At 57.3% G+C, this 20,095-nt stretch carries 18 protein-coding genes; 13 read left to right on the forward strand and 5 right to left on the reverse strand.

Annotated features, from left to right (window positions below):
• Window positions 1–53 precede the first annotated feature (53 nt).
• Both ruvC and IPM21_03890 read left to right on the forward strand, forming a co-directional pair.
• Entirely contained in the window at window positions 54–554 is a 501-nt protein-coding gene (ruvC, locus tag IPM21_03885) for a crossover junction endodeoxyribonuclease RuvC (GenBank protein ID MBK9163040.1), read from the forward strand.
• Window positions 551–1,291: a hypothetical protein gene (locus IPM21_03890; GenBank protein MBK9163041.1), complete on the forward strand. Its 741-nt coding sequence runs from the start codon at window positions 551–553 to the stop codon at window positions 1,289–1,291. The genes ruvC and IPM21_03890 overlap by 4 nt, the downstream gene beginning before the upstream one ends.
• Here the strand turns inward: IPM21_03890 and IPM21_03895 are convergent.
• The 5 genes from IPM21_03895 to IPM21_03915 form a co-directional block, all read right to left on the reverse strand.
• Window positions 1,288–2,181: a pseudouridine-5'-phosphate glycosidase gene (locus tag IPM21_03895; GenBank protein ID MBK9163042.1), complete on the reverse strand. Its 894-nt coding sequence runs from the start codon at window positions 2,179–2,181 to the stop codon at window positions 1,288–1,290. The genes IPM21_03890 and IPM21_03895 overlap by 4 nt on opposite strands.
• Window positions 2,182–2,195: 14 nt before the next feature.
• Window positions 2,196–3,062: a signal peptidase I gene (gene lepB, locus IPM21_03900; GenBank protein MBK9163043.1), complete on the reverse strand. Its 867-nt coding sequence runs from the start codon at window positions 3,060–3,062 to the stop codon at window positions 2,196–2,198.
• 3 nt (window positions 3,063–3,065) lie between these two features.
• Entirely contained in the window at window positions 3,066–3,848 is a 783-nt protein-coding gene (rnc, locus tag IPM21_03905) for a ribonuclease III (protein MBK9163044.1), read from the reverse strand.
• A 63-nt stretch (window positions 3,849–3,911) separates the two neighbouring features.
• Window positions 3,912–5,072: a hypothetical protein gene (locus IPM21_03910; GenBank protein MBK9163045.1), complete on the reverse strand. Its 1,161-nt coding sequence runs from the start codon at window positions 5,070–5,072 to the stop codon at window positions 3,912–3,914.
• A gap of 252 nt (window positions 5,073–5,324) precedes the next feature.
• Window positions 5,325–7,292 (reverse strand): hypothetical protein, encoded by a 1,968-nt coding sequence (locus IPM21_03915; protein ID MBK9163046.1) that lies wholly within the window; start codon window positions 7,290–7,292, stop codon window positions 5,325–5,327.
• 169 nt (window positions 7,293–7,461) lie between these two features.
• On the opposite strand from IPM21_03915, the gene IPM21_03920 reads away from it, so the two are divergent.
• From IPM21_03920 to IPM21_03970, 11 genes are all read left to right on the forward strand, one after another.
• Entirely contained in the window at window positions 7,462–8,958 is a 1,497-nt protein-coding gene (locus IPM21_03920; GenBank protein MBK9163047.1) for a HAMP domain-containing protein, read from the forward strand.
• A 63-nt stretch (window positions 8,959–9,021) separates the two neighbouring features.
• Window positions 9,022–10,374: a sigma-54-dependent Fis family transcriptional regulator gene (locus IPM21_03925; GenBank protein ID MBK9163048.1), complete on the forward strand. Its 1,353-nt coding sequence runs from the start codon at window positions 9,022–9,024 to the stop codon at window positions 10,372–10,374.
• Between the two features lie 144 nt (window positions 10,375–10,518).
• Window positions 10,519–11,145, forward strand: a complete 627-nt coding sequence (locus tag IPM21_03930) for a DUF4126 domain-containing protein (GenBank protein ID MBK9163049.1) — start codon at window positions 10,519–10,521, stop codon at window positions 11,143–11,145.
• Window positions 11,146–11,195: 50 nt separating this feature from the next.
• Entirely contained in the window at window positions 11,196–12,182 is a 987-nt protein-coding gene (locus IPM21_03935) for a DUF4349 domain-containing protein (protein MBK9163050.1), read from the forward strand.
• Complete coding sequence (locus IPM21_03940) at window positions 12,179–12,406, forward strand: hypothetical protein (protein ID MBK9163051.1); 228 nt, start codon at window positions 12,179–12,181, stop codon at window positions 12,404–12,406. The genes IPM21_03935 and IPM21_03940 overlap by 4 nt, the downstream gene beginning before the upstream one ends.
• 78 nt (window positions 12,407–12,484) lie before the next feature.
• Window positions 12,485–13,750 carry a glycosyltransferase family 1 protein gene (locus IPM21_03945; GenBank protein ID MBK9163052.1) on the forward strand — a complete coding sequence of 422 codons (1,266 nt, stop codon included), beginning with the start codon at window positions 12,485–12,487 and terminating at the stop codon, window positions 13,748–13,750.
• 24 nt (window positions 13,751–13,774) lie between these two features.
• Window positions 13,775–15,724: a PEP/pyruvate-binding domain-containing protein gene (locus IPM21_03950; protein ID MBK9163053.1), complete on the forward strand. Its 1,950-nt coding sequence runs from the start codon at window positions 13,775–13,777 to the stop codon at window positions 15,722–15,724.
• Window positions 15,725–15,749: 25 nt separating this feature from the next.
• Window positions 15,750–16,277, forward strand: coding sequence for a tetratricopeptide repeat protein (locus IPM21_03955; GenBank protein MBK9163054.1), 528 nt, complete (start codon window positions 15,750–15,752; stop codon window positions 16,275–16,277).
• 198 nt (window positions 16,278–16,475) lie between these two features.
• Window positions 16,476–17,039 carry an elongation factor P gene (gene efp, locus IPM21_03960; protein MBK9163055.1) on the forward strand — a complete coding sequence of 188 codons (564 nt, stop codon included), beginning with the start codon at window positions 16,476–16,478 and terminating at the stop codon, window positions 17,037–17,039.
• Between the two features lie 83 nt (window positions 17,040–17,122).
• The gene (locus IPM21_03965) at window positions 17,123–18,457 is read left to right on the forward strand and encodes a 3-deoxy-D-manno-octulosonic acid transferase (protein ID MBK9163056.1); all 1,335 of its coding nucleotides are present in this window, start codon (window positions 17,123–17,125) and stop codon (window positions 18,455–18,457) included.
• A gap of 367 nt (window positions 18,458–18,824) precedes the next feature.
• The gene (locus IPM21_03970) at window positions 18,825–20,033 is read left to right on the forward strand and encodes a glycosyltransferase (protein MBK9163057.1); all 1,209 of its coding nucleotides are present in this window, start codon (window positions 18,825–18,827) and stop codon (window positions 20,031–20,033) included.
• The last annotated feature ends 62 nt before the right edge of the window (window positions 20,034–20,095 follow it).

Consider the following 20,095-nt stretch of genomic DNA (forward strand, 5'->3'; position numbering starts at 1 on the left):
CCTCTTGCCTCGCACTCGGCTTTCAGTTATCTTTCTAAGGATTTTTGAGTAATATGCGTGTTTTAGGTATCGATCCGGGAAGCGAAACTCTCGGCTGGGGCGTGGTCGAGGGCTCGGGCTCGAAGTACACTTCGGTCGCCTTCGGCACGGTCCGCTCAAAGAGCCGTGATGCATTTTCAAAGCGGCTGATGGGCATTTATGCCGGCGTCGCGGAGGTCATCGACGAGCACTCGCCGGATGTTCTCTCGATCGAGGAAGCCTTTTACGCGACGAACGTCAGCGTTGCGATGAAGCTCGGCCAGGTCCGCGGCGTCGTGCTCCTGCTTGCTGAGCAGCGTGGGCTGGCGATCGCCGAGTATGCCCCGCGGCTGATAAAGCAAACGGTCGTCGGCTACGGCAATGCCGAAAAGCATCAGGTCGGCGAGATGGTCAGGATATTGCTCGGGCTCCGCACCGTCCCGAAGCCACACGATGCCGCCGATGCTCTCGCGACGGCCATCTGCCATTTTCACCATGCCGGAGCCGCCGCCCGAATATTGAAGCAAAGCTTATGAAACCTGCTCTCCTGCTGCTACTTCTTTGTTTATTCACCTTCACCGCCGAAGCACAAAGGCGGTCGCGTGCACGCACTCCGCAACCGCCCGAGGTCGGTAAGACGGCGGTCGTGATGGATGAGACGATCTCCGTGCTCCGCGACAAGCCGAGCCTATTCGCCAATGCTGTCCAGCGAATGCGCCGCGGCCGCATTGTGAAAATACTCGGTGTTGCCGAGGCCGATGGCGTGCGGTTCTTCCGCGTCTCGGCGGTGCCGCCGGCGGCGGGTTGGCTGCAGGCGGATTCGGTATTCGGTAAATTTCGTCCGGCCGATGAGGAACGTTTCGTTTCGCTCATTCAGGCCTCAAGCGGCTTTGAGCAGGTCGAGCTCGCGACCCATTTTCTAAAGCTCTACCCGGCGTCGAGCTTCCGCCCCGCTGTCCTTTTGCTTTACGGCGATCTGCTCGAGGACGCCGCCACGCGCCTCAGCCGCGATGCCAATAACCGGCTCGACCGCCGGGAAATGGCCGCCTCGGGAGCGCCGGTCCACAGCTACTATCTCAACTTCGTAAGCCTCGACCGATACCGCCGGCTCGGCATCCGCTTCGTCTTCAATTCTTCAACGCGGCGGTTCCATTACGACGGCGAATCGTGGGCCGAGGTCGTCCGAAAACACGCGGCAAGCCCCGAATCTGCCGAAGCCCAAAAGCGGCTTGATTCGTTGAAAGAAAAAATGGAAAGGACGGAGTCGCGTTAAAGAGCGACGGCGATCTCGGCCGCGACGCGGGCGTTCGATTCAAGCAAGGCGATGTTTGCCTGCATCGTTCGGCCGGAGCTTTTTGCGGCAAGCTCGGTGAGCAGGAAAGGAGTCACGGCCTTGCCGGTGATGCGTTTCGCTGCCGCCTCTTTCAACGCGTCGGCGATCAAACGCTCGGCCTCGGCCCGCGGAAACTCATCCGCCTCCGGCACGGGATTGACGACGAGCAAAGCCTGAGAAAGCCCAAGCTCGCCGCGTGCCTCTGCGATCTTTGCCACGTCTGACGCCTTTTCAAGCCGGACGTCGACACCGAGCCCGCTCGAACGCGAAAAGAACGCGGGAAATTCGCTGCATCGCCAGCCAATGACCGGCACTCCATGCGTCTCAAGCCATTCGCGCGTCGCTGAAAGGTCGAGCACGGCCTTTGCACCGGAGCAAACAACGATTATCGGATTCGCAGCAAGCTGCGGCAGGTCGGCGGAAATGTCGGAAAGCCCGCCGCGATGAACCCCGCCGATGCCGCCGGTCGCAAAGACGCGGATGCCGGCGTTGCGGGCGATGAAAGCGGTTGTTGCGACCGTCGTCGCGCAATCGAGTTTGCCGGCAATTGCGATCGCAAGGTCGCGGATCGAGGCCTTGCGGACGCTTTCTGACTTGGCAAGATGTTCAAGCTCCTCGCGGGTTAGCCCTGCCTTTATCCGCCCGCCGAGGATGGCGACCGTGGCCGGTATCGCACCTGCCTCGCGGACGATGCTTTCGAGCTTTAGTGCAGTTTCGATATTTTGCGGGTATGGAAGCCCCTGCGCGATCACGGTCGATTCGAGCGCGACTATCGGGCGGTCGAAATGGACCGCACCGGAGACCTCATCGCTAAGATCGAACCTCATCAGTGAATGCGGGAAAATTACTTGACGAACTTACCTATGCGGTCGAGCCGCGGGTGCGTCAGGCAGCCCACCATGCTCCCGTTCGAAGCTCCGCGGTCGCACGACCAATAGACGAACATTGCCCGGCCGATGACAAGTTCACGCGGAACGAAACCCCAAACGCGGCTGTCCTCGCTGTCGTCGCGTGCATCGCCGAGCACAAAGAAATTATCAGGCGGGACGACCATCGTCTTACCCTCGACGGCAAATTCATAGCCAGAGGTCGGCAGCCGCCGCCCCGCACGAACAGCGTCCATCGTCGTCTTGCTGTAATAGACGGTCCACTTCGCGTTCGGGTCTTTCTCCTCGAACTCGAGCGTCTCAAGTTGCGAGATACTGTTCGGAGCATCGCCGATGACGCGATTTTCGGCCAGCGGCTCGCCGTTGATGTAAACACGATTATTGCGAAATTCGACCGTCTCGCCCGGCAGCCCGATGACGCGTTTTACGTAGTTGATCTGATAGGCCTTGAGCGGCGGATTTGAGCCGCGAAAGCGGTCGCGTTCGGGCTTAGCCCGGTTGCCGGGATATTTGAAAACGATGATGTCGCCGCGTTCAATATTTCGCATCGGGAGAAACGGCAGCGGATCACCCGCGGGGTTGAAAATGAACTTGTTGACGAGCAGATAATCGCCGACGAGGATGGTGTTCTGCATCGACCCGGTCGGGACGGTCACCGCCTGCAGGATGAAGGTCATCCCAAAGAGCGCCATTACGAGCGTTACCGTCAGCGACTCAAAATACTCGCGAAAGAGCGACTTCGGCGGGCCGGTTGGCTTTTTCGCCTGCTCTTTCTGTTTTTCATCAACCTCGGCCGTTGCAACCTCAGGCTTGTCAATGCTCATAGCTTACTGTCTCTCATCAAGATCTTTTGTTTCGGCGAGTGCCAATTCAGCCGCCGCGATCTCGGCTGCCTTTTTGCTCCGGCCCTCGCCTTCGGCCGAGCCGCCTTTCCAGCTAACGCGAACGTGAAACGTCCGGTCGTGCGGCGGGCCCTCCTCTTTTGTCGTTCGGTATTCCGGCAGCGGAAACCCGGCACCCTGCAGCCGCTCTTGAAGCAGCGATTTGAAATCTAACGAGTCCGCAGGGCTTGCTGCTGCAACACGCTCACCGAAGAGCTTTAGTGTCACATCCCGTGCGGCCGGATACCCGCCATCGAGAAATACGGCTCCGACGACTGCCTCGAACGCGTCCGAGATCAACGTCGATTTATCGCGCCCGCCCGACTTTTCCTCAGCCGTCCCGAGCAATAAGGCCTCCCCAAGCCCGAGCTCGCGTGCGATCGCTTCAAATGCTTTCGCGCTTACAAGCTGGTGCTTCATCTGCGTCAACTCTCCCTCGTGCGAGTGCGGATGCCGCCTGAAAAGCTCCTCGGCTACCACCAGGCCGAGCACTGCATCGCCGAGAAACTCGAGCGTCTCATAATCGTCGGTCGTGCGTCGCGGTTCGCTGCGGGCCTCGCGGCCGGCTTCACGTTCGGTTGCGACCGAACTATGCGTAAGTGCACGCCGTAGCAGTGCGGGATCCGCAAATTTATGTCCGATCCTGTCTTCCAGTTCCGCAATGCTAATCGAGGCCACGAGATAGTTTAAGCGGTCGCCCAGCAAATACAAAACCGGACGCCCTTTCATTTGAAAGAACGTCCGGCCGATCGTTAGATAGTGTCCAAAGCTTTTTCAAGCCTTTCCGGCAAGTTAGTTACCCGAAGCGGTATCGGTCGAGGTATCAGCGGCGGTCGGCGATTCGATGACGACCGGCGTGACCTCTGAGGTCGGGTTCGGCATCGGCTTCTGGATCGTCGATGCGATGAACTCGTCCACTCCCGTTTCCTTCTCAAAGCGAACGTTGTAGAGCGTCTTTACGTTGTTGTAAAGCCCGTCGCGGTAAGCCTTGGAAGCGGCATCGGCCTTCGTGTTCTTATAAGCACGGGCATAGGCATCAACTCCGCGTTCGGCGGTAGCCTTAAGAAGGCCTTCCTTTGCCGCGATCTCGGTGTCCTTGGCGATCTTCTCCTCGTCGGTCGTCAGGGCATTGCGGGCAACGATCATTTCCTTGACCTGATCCGCAAGCTTGGTCACCTCTTCAAAGTAGTAGTCGCCGATGGCACCGTAAACGGCCGGATTCGATTTACCAACCGGCATCTGGGTCAGTTCAAAGTAATCAACCAAACCGGCTTTCTTGTCGCCCTGGCCGTAGAACTTGACGTAGGCTTTTGCATAGGTGAGGTCGGCAATGACCTGCTCCTTGGTGCCTTCAAATTCGAACACACCGAATGCGTCCTGACCGGCCTTGTTCTTCTTTGTCGCTGCGGTTCCGCTGCGAAGCATCGAGAGTGCCTTGTCAGCCATCATCAGCGAATCTGAATTGAACGCGTTGTTCTTCTTCGGCGGAGCTGCTTCGAAAAGAGCTGCCTGCCCGAGCGGGATGATCACATTGAGGATACGCGGGTCGCTCGGAGCGATCGCCTGAATTTCCTTTGCAGCGGCAAAGGCCTCGACCCAATTCTTATTCTGTCCGCCTACGGCTGCATCATATTTACGGAAAAGCGGGCTCAGCTTCTGGTCGAGCTCATATTGAGCAACGTCCTTTTCCCACTGCGGCATCAACGGTTTTAGCCAATCGACAAAAGCTTTGGCCGACTCGCAATTGCCATACTTCTCGAGGTACTGCTTACCGGAATCGACCGAAACCTTGAGCGTTTCAAGCTTGCCGTAATTCTCGATAACCTTGTTATAGAGAGCATTCATCCCGTCGAAATCTTCACACGGGTCCTGAGCCGAAACGGCCGAGCTTCCGGCGGCCATAAATACCGCCAAAAGTGCCGAAATACCTACATATCTAATGATCGTTTTCATTTGTCTAACTTCCTCCAAGACCTGCTTGTTACTAACTCTGCTAAAACCGGAAAACATCGAATCGGTTTCGCGTGAAATCTGATGTATCGTTCGGAAAAATAGTTGCTAAAAAATCAGGGCCCTCTTATCTGCTCACCGGGAATAGATTCCCCGCCTACTTTGAAAAAGTAGTGACCAATAATAATCATTTATTGCGGGAAATGATGTCAAGCGAAAGCGCGAAAAACTCTCTCCGGCCGATCAACACGTTCCTTAATTACGGACGATGCGCGGACGCGGCTTTTCCTTGGCGGCGGTTCTCGGCTTTGCCTTGGGGTCGGGCTTTTTAGCTGTTGGCTTGGCCTTTGCCGGAGTTTTTGCACTTGCTTTCTTTGCAGGGGCGGCCGCTGGCTTTTTGGCGGCGGGTTTAGCGTTGCTCTTTGCCGGGGCCTTTGTATTGGCCGCTGGCTTTTTGGTAGCAGGGACCTTCTTAGTTGCGACAGGCTTTTTCGCCGAATTGGCCGCCGGTTTCTTTGCGGGTGAACTTTTCGCCGTGGTGACGGGCTTTCTTGGTGCCGGCTTTGCCGTTGCCGGGGTCGTTTTTGCTGCGGCTGTCGGCCGCGAAGCCGGTTTGCGTGCCGGTGCGTTGACCGGCCGGGAATCGGTCTTTTTCACCGCCGGGGCTGCGGGCTTTGCCGCGGGGCGTGCCGGAGCTGAGGCGGCGTTACTGCGGTCGTATTCGATAACCACCGGCTTAAATACCGGTGCCGATTGCGTTGTTCGCGTGACCCGCGGAGTTTCCGTCGGACGCTGCTGCGAAGCTCCGGCAACGTTCGTCCGCTGCGGAGCGGCCTCGACGGCCTCATCAGCTAATTCTTCGTCCTCGTCGCCGTCCTTTTCTTCATCACCGGCCCGAGCCGCTATCATCGCCTCGCGAGCCTGCGCCGGACGATTGCGGAAATTTTGCAGGGCCAGAAGCCGCTGCGGATCGCGCCGAATGCGGTTGCCGAGAGCGTTATATATCTGACTTGCGATCGCTGCCGAAATGCGTCCGCGGGCGGCCTGTCCGCGGGTGATGACGACAACGGCGTAATCCGGATCTTCGATCGGTGCGACCGATGCGAAAAGTCCGACCCACGAGCCCTGCCCAATGCAGGAACCGGTTTTGCCGGCGACGCCGAGCGTCTGGTCCAATCCGCGGCGGGCCGTGCCGTATTCGGCGGCTCCGATCATTCCCGGGATCACGCCCAAGAGCGTTTGGTTGGGAACACTTGCGGTGCCCTTGAGCCTTGCCTGCTGGCTTGTTCGCTGAGTGCGTTCGCGGGTGATCTGCGGCGTTACCCGCTTGCCGCCGTTGGCGATCGTTGTCACCATTACGGCGAGCTGAAGAGGCGTCACCTCAAAATCATCAGCGTGCGAATAGATCCGCGGATTGTTGTTGCCGTAGGGCAGCTTGCCTGCGTATTCGCCTTCGGCATTGATGCCGGTCGGCTGGCCGAGCCCAAGCTGTTTTGCGTAATAAATAAGCTTATCGCTGCCGAGCCCGCTGCCGACGCGTTGAAAATATGGATTGTTTGAATAGGCAAGAGCATCGTCAAGGTCCATTCTCCCGGAGTCTCCGCTTATGGCCCCATCCGGCGTGATCCTGTTCTCATTGATCCCAGCGACGCCGGTCACAAGCTTGACGGTCGAGCACGGCTTATAGCCTTTCTTGATGGCCCAATCCTGATTGACCATCGTTACGACGCGGCCGGTCTTTGCCTCCATCACGACGATCGTTCCGGCACGATCGCCGAGAGCGTTGACGGCGGCCTGTCTGATGCCGAGGTCTTCGCCTTGGGTGTTGTCGCGGGCGATGTTAGCTGCGGTCTCGGTCTGTAGCCCGCGTTCAAAGGCAAGGGCTCGTTCGCGGGCACGCCTCGCGGCCTCTGCCCGTCGACGCTGCTCGGCAAGGGCGGCCTGACGGCGGGCTTCCTCGGCCTTTTTGCGGGAAGCCTCTTTGCGCCGCTCGGCAGCGGTCATTTTCTTCGCGGGTTTGGCTGCGGTTCGCTTATTTTGGGCTGTTCGAGTTGAGGTAGCTTTTTTCGGGGCAGCCTTTTTGGTCGCTGTTGCCTTCTTAGGGACGGGCTTTGCCGCGGTCCGTTTCTTTGTTTGGCCCGCCGAGATACCGGCAAACACAAAAACGGCCATCAAAACGATAATTCCGGAACGGCGGCAGAAAGCGATCGAAAAAAGGTTCATCCGTTACCTCAACGCTGATTATGATCTTTTCTAAGTTTGGAAGCCGAGTCCCGCAAGGAAGAGCAATTGTTGTGAAGCGGAACTTTGCGAATCGACTGATTTTCAAGATAACATTCAATCCACGCTGTTGCAAGAGGTTTTTAAGCACTTGTTTATCTCGGTGACCTAAATGGGGTTTTTTGGTACATTTCGCGGCCGTTTGCTGCTCATTCTGGCCCTAATGCTGATAGCCACGCTTGGAGTTCAGTATTACATCAACTTGTTGATGCAGCAGGAGAACACCGAGCTCCGCGACCAGCAAAGCCAGGCGATAACATCGGGCTTTCAGCTCGGCGTCTCGAGCCTGACCCGTCAGGACCGCATCCGCGACCTCGTCGACCAACCCGACCAGGCATACCTTGATAACGACTCGCGGCAGCGGATACTCGATATCCTCGTTATCACCAACCAATGGCAGGTCCTCGACAGCCTGACCGACACATATCTGCCCGAGAGTGGCGAGGGCGATGAGGTCATCTACAAACGGCTCGGCGACTTGACGGACCTTCCGCCGCTGATGAACGGCGAACGGCTGGGTGCTGACCTCGAGCGGTTTCCGAACCGCCGGACGGCCGAAAACAAGCTCCGCAACGACGAAGCGCACGCTCTCCCGGTCGAGACCAGCCAGGGCCGCTGGTACATAATGGTCCTGCTCCGCAATGACCGCAATGAAGCCGCAGCCCGTGCCGCACAGCCGCTAATAGTAATGCTCGGCGTGCTGTCGATCTCGACGCTTATCACGTTCCTGCTCGTCTGGCGGTTCACGCGGCCGATCGCGAACCTTTCCGGCGCCGCAAGGCGCGTTGCCGATGGCGACCTAACCGTCCGCGTTCCGGACGATTATCGCGGCGACGAAATGGGCCGGCTTGCGATGCGTTTCAATGAGATGACCTCGGAGCTCGAGAAATCGAAAGTGCTTGAGGAGCAACTCCAGCAGGCGGAGAAGAGCGCCGTTATCGGGCGGCTCGGCTCGGCGATCGCACACGAGATACGTAACCCGCTCAACTACATTAACCTGACGCTCGATCATCTTCGCTCAAAGTTTGCTCCCGAGGAAGAGGACCGGCAAAGGACTTTCAAAAAGCTGATCACGCAGGTGAAGGACGAGGTCGCGAGGATAAACCAGCAGATCACGGATTTTCTCAGCTATTCGCGGCCGGCGGTTGCCGACCTGAAACCGGTGGATGCCAAGGCGATAATTGAAGACTCGCTCCGCATCGTCGAAGGCACGGCGGAAGAGAACGGAATCAAGGTCGCCGTCATCGAGCACGAAAATGTGCCGCAGATCGCCGCCGACGCCGAGATGCTCCGCTCGGTCTTCAATAATCTTTTCATCAACGCCGTGCAGGCAATGGGGGCAAACGGCGGCAACCTGACGGTCCGCATCGAGCCGGACGCGGAGCCCGGCTTTGTCCGCATCGAGGTCGCCGACACGGGCAACGGCATCCCGGCCGAAAACCTCTCAAAGATATTCGAACCCTATTTTTCGACCAAAGAAACGGGCACCGGACTCGGCCTAGCGATCGCCCACAAAGCGATCGAAGCCCACAACGGAAGAATAGATGTAGACTCAAAAGAAGGTGAAGGAACGACGTTTGTCGTTCTGCTACCGAGCAACGGAAATTAGCCACAGAGGCCACAGAGATCTGTTAATTGATACTCTCTGTGCACTCGGTGGCATACACAAATTATGGCTAGAAAATCCATCCTCGTCGTTGACGACGAGAAGAACCAACGCGAGATTCTTGAGACGATCCTCTCCGGTGAGGGGTATGACGTAACGACGGCGAGTTCCGGCGAGGCGGCAATGAAGTTTGTCGAGTCGCGCCGCTTCGACCTCGTCTTGACGGACCTCAAGATGACCGGAATGTCGGGGCTCGACCTGCTGAAAGAGCTGACGAATTTTGACCGCTCGATCATCGTCATTTTGCTGACGGCTCATGGTTCGGTCGATTCGGCCGTCGATGCGCTGCGTCTCGGTGCGTTCGATTATCTCCAGAAGCCCTACGACAGCGACAAGCTGCTCGACACCGTCTCGCGGGCATTGAACAAGCTTTCGGCACTCGATACTGAGATCGTTTCCGTCTCGCCGGAGATGGACAAGATCAAGAAGCTGATCCTCAAGATCGCCAAGTCGAATTCGACCGTCCTCATCCGCGGCGAAAGCGGTACCGGCAAGGAGCTTATCGCTCGGGCGATGCACATTAACAGCCTCCGGGCGAGCAATACGTTTCAGGCGGTAAACTGCGCCGCAATCAACGAGAATTTGCTCGAATCGGAACTCTTCGGCCATGAGAAGGGCTCGTTCACCGGAGCGGTCGGCGAGAAGAAGGGCCTTTTTGAGATAGCCGATGGCGGCACGCTTTTTCTTGATGAGATCGGCGAGCTCGACATCGCCCTGCAGGCAAAGCTGCTCCGTGCGCTGCAGGAGCGGGAGATACGCCGCGTCGGTGGTGTCAAGGAAATCCCGGTTGATGTCCGCGTGCTCGCCGCGACCAACCGCGACCTGCTGAAAATGACCGAAGAAAAGCGGTTCCGCGAAGATCTTTATTATCGGCTCAATGTGCTCTCGATCGAAATACCGCCGCTCCGCGAGCGCCGCTCGGATATCCCGGTGCTGATGGATTTTTTCATCAAAAAGCACACCCGCGGGACCGACCGCGAGATCAAGATCGAACCCGCGGCAAAGGCGTTGCTCAACGATTACCATTACCCCGGTAATGTCCGCCAGCTTGAATCGGCGATCGAGCGGGCGATCCTGCTCTCTGAGAACGACACCATCACGCTCGACGACCTGCCGCCCGAGATGTCGGCCGGAAGCCGCCCGGCAGAGATCGGCGGCGATTCAAATTTCAAACTCCCGCCCGAAGGCGTCAACTTTGAGGACGTCGAACGGAGCCTGATCGAACAGGCGATGGAGCGAACCGACGGCAACATCACCAAATCCGCCAAGCTCCTCGGCCTCACCTTCCGAACGCTTCAGTATCGCCTCGAGAAGTACGGAGTGAAGAAAGAAGGCGATGAAGAAGCTGTGGAGGAGTGAGGAGTGGGAAGTGACGAGTGACGAGCAGGAAGACGTTCAGATCCGACAACTTTTTTGTTACGTTTTCCGCCGTTTGGTGCTATAAGTTTAACGTTTGAGCGGTGATTCTTGTCACTCGTCGCTCACCACTCGTCACTAAACACTATGGAATGGTTCTCGACACTAACACTCGCTCTCGGATCTGCATGGACCAGCGGGATAAATCTTTACGCGACCGTTTCTGTGCTTGGGCTTTTGCAGCGGCTGGGCGGCGTTAAGCTCCCGGGCGGCCTTGATGTGCTCGATAATTGGTGGATCATCGGCATTGCCGGCGGGCTGTATATCATCGAGTTTTTCGCCGACAAGGTCCCTTATGTCGATAGCGTTTGGGACGTCGTCCATACCTTTATCCGCGTGCCGGCGGGTGCGGTGGTCGCCTATGCTGCGGTTTCCGACATGGACCCTGCAATCGTTATTCCCGCAACGCTAATCGGCGGCGGCTTTGCCTTTGCTTCACATGGGACAAAAGCAGCGGCCCGAATGGGTGCGAACCTCTCGCCCGAGCCGGTCTCAAATACCGTGCTCTCGCTGACTGAGGATGTCATAGCCATTGGCGGCGTTCTCCTTGCCGTCTTTGCCCCGGTCGTCATCGCCGTTGTTCTTGTCGTATTTTCTATAGCGTTCTTTTGGTTCTTTCCAAAGATCTTGCGGGCGATCAAAAAGCTCTGGCGCGGTGTGCGGGCTTTTTTCCGCGGCGAATCTTTATCCGACGTTGCACGCAAGGGCGGGTAGGCTGGCCCGTTCTATTCACATAGTTCGTCTGAACTCGAGGAGGAATAGATATGAAACAGCTCTCTCTGACCGCGATTGTTCTCGCTTCCCTTTTGTTCTCGGCCTGTGGAATGGGTGACGAGGCCGCCGTTTCGCAGTCGCCGGGTACATCTTCCGGCGAATCCGAGTTTCAAAACTCTTCGGCGGCAAACACCGCTCCGGCAAGCGCTCCAGATCAGGCACGAAAGACAGCCGGTGGCGGCGGCACACAACCACTTCAGGAAAACATCCCCGTCGATCAGACATCGAGCTCTCAGCAAACGGCCATCCCGACCGACCGCAAGATAATCCGCAACGCCGAACTTGACCTCGAATCCGAGACGCCCGATGAAGCGCAGACTCGCATCACCACGATCGCCGAGCAGATGGGCGGTTTTGTAGTTGAGTCGAAGCAAAGCTCGACCGATGTCCGCTCCTCTCGCCGCGATACCGTTACGATGACCCTCCGCGTGCCCTCGGCTAAGTTTGGCGAAACGCTAGAGGAGATCCGCAAGGCATCAGGCCGCGTCGTGGTTGAGACCGTAAAGGGACAAGACGTAACCGAAGAATTTATCGATATCGAGGCACGGCTCAAGGCACAGCAGGCACTCGAAGCTCAGTTCACCGAGATAATGAAGCGTGCCAATACGGTCGATGACGCCTTGACCGTTCAGCGGCAACTTGCGGTCGTCCGCGGCGAGATCGAGAGGATCGAGGGCCGGAAGCGTTTTCTCGAAAATCAATCAAGCCTTTCGACGATCAAGCTGCGCATCCGCACTCCGGCTGTCATCTCCGCAGGCGGCCCGGGCTTTTTCTCGCGGCTTACGGATTCGATCAACACAGGGCTCGATACTGCTCTCAGCTTCGTGCTCGGCCTCGTAACGGTCCTCATCGCGGCTCTGCCGTTTCTGATCTTCATCTGCTTGCCCGCTTACCTCATCTTCCGATACCTTTGGAGAAGGGCACGGCGGCGGATGACCGCGGCCCGCATCGTTGAAGAAGAGTTAAAGGACGAATGAACTGGGAAAAGGCATTTCAGGCTTTGGCGGTCTTGCTTGCAGCGGCCGCCATTTATTTTTTCTGGGCCGGCAATAGCGACTGGATGTTCGCCTCGGGTGTGCTCGGATCGGTGGCTTTTTTCCTGAGCGTCCGTTTTCAGGTGAAGGAGCGGAACAAGATGCGCGAAGCCGAACGCGAGGCCGCTGCCACGCAGGAAACCAATGACGGTAGTGAAGGCGAGTGAGACGTCCCGCGGCGTTTCAACGCGTTGAATATTGAGCGCGGGTTCCGCATTTACGTCCCTTCCGCGTCTTTATCATTTATGGCAAAGATCGTCCTCGCAACTTTCGGCTCGCTCGGCGACCTTCACCCGAAGATCGCTCTCGGCATCGAACTAAAACGCCGCGGCCACGACGTTACCATCGCCGCGATGGAATTTTACCGCGAAAAGATCGGCCAGATCGGGCTCGGCTTTCACCCGATGGCACCGCACCTTGACCCGAACGACGACTCGCTGGCAAAGGACGTGATGGACAACGACACGGGGTCGGAGACCATACTGCGGGAGATCATAATGCCGAGCCTGCCGGCGATGTACGACGACCTGGTCGCGGCGACCGCCGGTGCGGACCTCGTCGTTTCGGGCGAGATAACTTACGCCATCAAGTCGCTGGTTGAGACGACCGAGATAAAGTGGGTCTCGACCACGCTTTCGCCGATCGCTTTCTTTTCAAATTACGACCCGCCGGTTCCGCCGCCGGCACCGTGGTTTGAGAATCTGCGATTTCTCGGGCCCGCATTTCACCGCCTTGTTTTCTCTTTTGCCAAGCGGCAAACGCATGCTTGGCTCGCCGACTATCGCAAATTTCGCCGCAGCCTCGGCCTCAGCGAAGACCACGACCCGATCTTTGCGGGCAAGTTCTCTCAAGACGCTCACCTCGCGATGTTCTCGCGTGTGCTTGGCGAGCCGCAGCCCGATTGGCCGCCGCATACATTGCAGACCGGCTTTTGCTTTTACGACGGACAGGCCGATAGCGGCAAGATGCCCGAAGGCCTCGAGGACTTTCTCAATTCCGGCGAACCGCCGATCGTATTCACGCTTGGCTCGGCCGCTGTAATGGACCCGGGCGAGTTCTTTAATGAGAGCATCAAGGCCGCGAAAAAGCTGAAGCGGCGGGCGGTGATGCTTTACGGCATTTTCAACGAACCTCCGGACGGCTTGTCGGATGACGTTGTCGGTTTTGACTACGCGCCGTATTCGCGCATATTTCCCCGAGCGGCCTGCGTCGTCCATCAGGGCGGCGTCGGTACGACGGGACAGGTCTTGAGAGCCGGCGTGCCGCACCTGATAATGCCCTATGGCCACGACCAACCGGACAACGCCGCACGCTGCCGCCGGGCCGGCGTCGCCGAGATCGTTCGGCGGGGCAATTACAACGCGGACACAGCCGCAATAGCTATCGACCGGATACTCGACGACGCGTCTTATCGGACAAAAGCGCGTGAGCTAGCCGCCGTCGTCGTCATGGAAGACGGGACCGCCGCGGCCTGCGACCGCATCGAGAAAGTTTTAAACTCGGCATCTTAAACGCTAAGATGAAGTTTTAGCGTTATGCGAACACTCCGGGCTGAACATTCCTGCAATTTTTATCTTAGACGGCACGCCGTTTCGGCCGTTATCTTTTTGGCCATTGCGTTTGCTACCGCGCTTCCCGTAGCGGCGCAGGACGTTGCCCTTGAACCGGCGGAGATCGCCGAAAAGTTTTCGCTCCCGCGCGTCGGCTCGGCCGAAGACTTTGCAAAGGTCGCCCGGACCCTCCACCCCGAAACGCCTTACTCGCTCCCGCACGCGATGTTCTTTATCGACCGCAAAGAAGGCAACCGGATCTACTACGCCGATTCGAACCGCTACCGCTTTCATAAAGATTTTCTGCTCGCGACATATTTAGTTCCGCGCGGTGCCGATGTCTTCAAACCGGTTTACATCGATGAGGACCGAAGATTCATCGTCGGGACGGTCGCCTTTCAGCGGACGGTCGATAAATACACCTGGGAGATCTGGGAAGGCGATATGGCGACCGCCGAGCACCTGAAAACGGCACACGAGGTCATCAACCGAACATTCTTTGCCGCTGTCGCGTACAAGCCGAATTCGACGCGGCAAGAAGATCTCTCGGCCGGGCTCGGGTTTCCGCGGGTGCTGCAGAGCGAGATAATTAAGAATCAGGAGTATGTTGCCCTTAATCCGGGCCGTGCCGTCGGGCGTATCCACGTCATCGAAAAGCTCGATGACACGGTCGAGATCGGGGAAAACGAGATCCTTGTGCTTCGCGAGCTACCGATGTCGCTGCCGCCGGTTCGCGGGATAATCGTTGCCAAGCCTTCGTCGCCGCTTTCGCACGTCAACATCCTTGCTAAGGGCTGGAACATTCCGAATATTTACATCAAGGACGCCGACAAGCTTTTTAAGGACAAGCATTCTTTCGTCTGGGAGCTTGAGGCGACGATGACCGAGTACAAGTTTCGCCCGGCCGATACCGAACTGCTCCGAACCGATTTCAGGTCGCCGGACCAGCAGATACCGCCGGTCGATATGGCCGTGACAAAGCTCACCGGCCTCAAGGAAATGCGGCGGACGGACAGCGTCGCCTTCGGTGCAAAGGCCGCAAATCTCGGCGAGATCTTTCACGCCAAAGTGCCTGGCATCACCGTCCCGGATGGCTTCTCGATCCCGTTCTTTTGGTACGACAAGTTCATGAAGGACAACGGCCTGGACAAGGTCGTTGAAAAGCTGCTCGAGGATTACGATTTCATCCACAACCCGCGTTACCGAAAGCAGAAACTCGAAGAACTTCAGGCCGCGATCCAGAAGGGCACGATCGACCCAGCACTTCGCCGGCAAGTGTTTTTGCGATGGAAAAAGCAGCTCGGTTACGCCCCCGTCTTTGTCCGCAGTTCGTCGAATGCCGAGGACCTGCCGAATTTTTCAGGTGCCGGGCTTTACTCGAGCGCGTTCAACATCCGCACCGCCGACCAGATGCTTGAAGGTATCAAGAAGGTCTGGGGTTCGCTCTGGAACGCACGGGCATATGAATCGCGCGTTCGTAACTACGTGAGCCAGGACGACGTTTATATGTCGGCCCTGATACAGGTCGGCGTCGATATGGAAAAAGGCGGCGTGCTCATCACCAAAGACCCTTACAACAACGTCAAAGGCGATGCCGTTTATATCAGCTCGGTCTGCGGACATAATTCGCGGGTGGTCAACAACAGCGGCATCCCGGAACAGATACTTTTCCTCGGCGAGACGAATTCCATCTCGGTCGTTACGCTCTCCGATCAGGAGAACGCACTTCGCTTTGATGCCCGCGGAGACCTGAAGCAGGTCGTGGACAAATGCGCCGGGCCGAACGGCCGTGTGGTCAGCGATGCCGATGTCCGGCGGCTGGTCGAAGCCGCACGGGTGATCACCGCGGCCTTTGATTCCGTGCCGCAGGATATAGAATGGGGCATAATGCGCGGTAGAATATACGTAGTTCAAACGCGGCCCTATGCCGATTAAAATTAGTTGTTTTTTGGAGACATTTATGAAGAAGATCTCTTTGGTCATTATTGCAGGTTCTCTCTTTGCCGCCGGTTGCAATTCCGGAACGGCCGACACTTCCACAGCGGACAACACCGCGAACGCACCGCTGCGTGCCGAGAAAATGGAACCGACGACGCAGCATACTTTCGAGAACATGCCGGAGAAACCGGTTGGGCCAGTCAAGCCGACCGGCGGGAAATGGAGCGCAAATGGCGACCCGATAGACACAACCGATCTTGACAAGGCCATCGCCGATGCCGAAAAGAATCTCAAGGCCAAGCCGAACGACACGGCCGCAAAGGCCGCCGCGGTCGATGCCTATTACGAACGCGGATTTGCGCTGACCGAGGCTCGGCAATATGCCGCGGCCCTCGGCGATTACCGCCGGGCCCTGAAGATCGACCCGAACCACGAGGATTCGAAAACCTGGCAGCAACAGATCATCGGCATCTACGAGATGATGAAAAAGGACTATCCGAAACCGGGCGAAGAACCCGCACCGCTGCCGTTCAAGAAAGAAGGAGCGTAAGAAGGTGAAAATGTAAGAAAGTGAAAAGGTGAAAAAGGGGTGGACCGTTCAGCGGCCGGCGAATGTTTTCCAAGTCTAAGTTCTACCCTTTTCACTTTCTAACATTCCCACTTTTTCACTTTTCCCCTTTTTAACTTTTTCACAGGCATTTAATACACTGTTGAGTTCGATTTTCGACATTAGTTTCAAACAACATCTATGGCAATTTCAGCAACCGACATGAGAAAAGGCATGGTGATCCTCCACGAAGGGGCACCGGTTAAGGTGATGGACTTTCATCACCACACGCCCGGCAATCTGCGGGCGATGGTTCAGGCGCGGCTTCGTAACTTGCTCACGGGCAATTCGTTCGAGTACCGCTTTCGCTCGAATGAGGCGCTCGAGCGCATCGTTCTTGAGCAGCTAAAGATGGAGTATCTTTATTCTGACGGCTCGCATCACCACTTCATGAACCAGGAGAATTATGAGCAGGTGGCGCTGACCGAAGAAGAACTCGGCGACGCGGCCCAGTGGCTAATGCCAGGCCTGACGATCGAGGTCGAGTTTTACAACGGCACACCGATCGGCGTTGAGCTTCCGGCCTCGATGGAGCTGACCGTCACCACTACCGAACCGCAGCTCAAAGGTGCGACCGCCTCAAACTCAAACAAGCCAGCAACGCTCGAAAACGGCGTAACGCTAATGGTGCCGCCCTTCGTCGCCGAGGGCGAAAAGATCAAGGTCAACCCCACAGAATCGCGGTATATGGAAAGGGTCAAGTAGTTGCAGAGTTGTAGAGTTTGCGAAGTTGCAGAGTTTGGAGCCGCTTCTAAACTCTGCATTTTTATGTAAACTCAGGTTCGGCAATGTACTTCATCTACAGCATCTTGCTTTCGACCGCATTCGTGCTGATGCTGCCGCTGTTCCTCGTGCGGCGGGAGAAGTATGCCGCGGGGTTCAAGCAACGGCTCGGAAATTATCCCGAATTCAAACACGACGGCCGGAAGGTCATTTGGCTCCACTGCGTCTCGGTCGGCGAGGCGAATGCGGCACGGCCGCTGGTCGATGGACTGCTCAGCGAATTTCCCGGCCATCGAGTAGTGATCTCAACCACAACAAGGACCGGGCAGCAGCTCGCGGAGAAGATCTTTGCAGGCAAGGCTGAGGCCGTTTTCTACTTCCCTTTCGATTGGAAATTCTCTGTCCGGCGGGCTCTGAACCACTTCAAGCCCGCGGCTGTTCTGCTGATGGAGACCGAGATCTGGCCGCGGTTCATCAGCGAAGCGAAGCAGAGCGGGGCGAAGGTCGCGATAGTCAACGGCCGGCTATCCGAGCGTTCGTTCGGACGATATGGAAAGGTGAACGGCTTTTTGAAACGCGTGCTCGCGGACGTGGATCTCGCCCTGATGCAGGGCGGTGACGACGCCAACCGCCTCATCTCGCTCGGGCTCGCCGCCGCAAAAGCGAAGGTAACCGGGAACATAAAATTTGACATCGCCGATGACCCACGGGAGCAGGAAATCGCAGCGGAGCTAAACGCACGCTTTCGGTTCGATGACGGCCGGCCGGTCATCGCCGCCGCAAGCACACACGAACCCGAAGAGCGATGGCTGCTCGATGCCTTTTGCTCGATTCTTGCGGGCGAAGCGAAGAAAAAACCGCGGCTCGTGATCGCCCCGAGGCACCCGGAAAGGTTCGGTGATGTGGCTCGGCTGCTTCGTGAATTTCGCGACGACGAAGCTTGCGAATTCAAGCGCTATCGCACCGCCCGGCGGAGCGATGCACCGAGCGATGCAGACACCGAAGCCGACATCATCTTGCTCGATTCGATCGGTGAGCTGCGTGCTCTTTATCAGCTGACGTCGATCGCGTTCGTCGGCGGTTCGCTCATACCGCACGGCGGCCAGAGCGTGCTCGAACCCGCGGCCGCAGGTAATGCCATCATTACCGGCCCGCATACGTTCAATTTTGCCGACGTGATGCGTGTCTTCCTCAAGAACAACGCCGTCATCCGGCTTCCCGAACAATCGAACGAGGCCATTCCCGACGACCTCTTTATGCATATTTCGGACCTGCTCGAAGAACCCGAGGAACGCGCTGAACTTGCCCGAAATGCCCGGGCTGTGATCGAAGCGAACCGCGGAGCAACGGAGAGATCGGTCTTGGAGTTAAGCCACCTCCTAGAGGCTCTGAGAAAATGAAGTTCCTGCGAAAACTGTTGGTGCCAAGCTATTCGAGGCGGGCCGATTACGACTCACTAGACAGCACGTCCTCTCATTACAGTTTCCCGTGCCCGACGTGTTCGGCTAAGGTAGCGCTCTCTTTCGCAGATGCAATACGGCACTGTTACACATGGGAAGACGAAATTGATCAAATAGACGTGGAATTGATAAAGGACTATTTCGAAATGAACATCGTCGGCAAATCACAAGACGGAGGATGGCCGTCAGTATTCATAGTCGATTGCAGTAGCTGCAGTTCAAGATTCATGATCTATTTTGGCGTTTCGGAGATATCAAATTCGGTCTATCGTGTCGTCATCCAGTCAATCGCCGAAATTTCACCAGAATGATCATCCAGTTGCTGCTACTTTTTTTGTCGATTCTGCTCGTCTGGTTCAGCTTTAAGTCGTTCCGCGGCGGTGTTGAGTATCTGCGTTTCTTTCGCGAGGAGCTGACGAAGCCGCCTTCGGAGTGGGAACCGATGGTCACGATCATCGCTCCGTGCAAGGGTGTTGACGAGGGGATGCTCGCGAACTTCGACGCTTTGCTCGATCAGGACCTGCCCGAGTATGAGGTCATCTTTGTCATCGACGACGCGGACGACCCGGCCGCCGGCGTGATCGAGCAGGCGTGGCAGGAGGCCGAGCGGCACGTCAAATTGGTCGTCGCACCGAAAGCGAACGGATCGAGCCAAAAGGTCGAGAACCTTCGCGAAGGTGTTCTCCATGCCGACCCGAGAAGCGAGGTTTTCGTTTTTGTTGATTCCGATGCACGCCCCTCGCCCGGCTGGCTGCGTGCCCTCGTCGCACCGCTCCGCGATGAAACCATCGGTGCCGCGACCGGTTACCGCTGGTTCATCTCCGAAGAGCCGACGCTCGCCTCCGAACTTCGCTCGGCATGGAACGCTTCGATCGCTTCTGCGCTCGGCCCGAACGAGAAAAGCAATTTCACCTGGGGCGGTTCGATGGCCATCCGCCGCGACACGTTTGAACGCATCGGGATGCGCGACAAATGGCAGAGCACGCTTTCCGACGATTTTGCCGTTACGCGGGCGATGCGTTCTGCGGGGCTTCGCATCCATTTTGTACCGCAGGCGCTAACCGCTTCGGTCGAAAGCTGCACTTTCCGCGAGCTTTTCGAATTCACGAACCGCCAGATGAAGATCACGCGGGTCTATATGCCGCAGCTTTGGCTGATGTCATTCTTTGGCTCGGGGCTTTTCAATCTCGTCATGGCCGCGGCGATCCTGATCGCCATTCTGAGCAAGGCCAACGGCGTTCCCGTCTGGGCGGCTCTCGCAACTCTGTTTCTTGTCTCATTCTTTTCCGTCGGCAAGGCCGTGCTTCGCCTCTACGCCGTCCGGCTCGCCCTGCCGCAGTTCGGGCCCGAGCTTCGCCGCCAGCAGTTCTCGCAGTACACGCTCTGGCTCTTCACACCGGCGATCTTCTTCGCAAATTGCGTCGCCGCTCTGCTCTCGCGGGAGATCATTTGGAGGGGCACGCGGTACCGTCTTGTCTCTCACGAAGCGACGGCCGTTTTCCCCAAACATCAATAATAACAACCTTTTGCGCACCGTTAGCACCAAAGAGTGGTATATTCCTGTGGGAATTAATGACG

The organism is Acidobacteriota bacterium, from assembly GCA_016716435.1.
Classification (GTDB): Bacteria; Acidobacteriota; Blastocatellia; order Pyrinomonadales; family Pyrinomonadaceae; genus OLB17.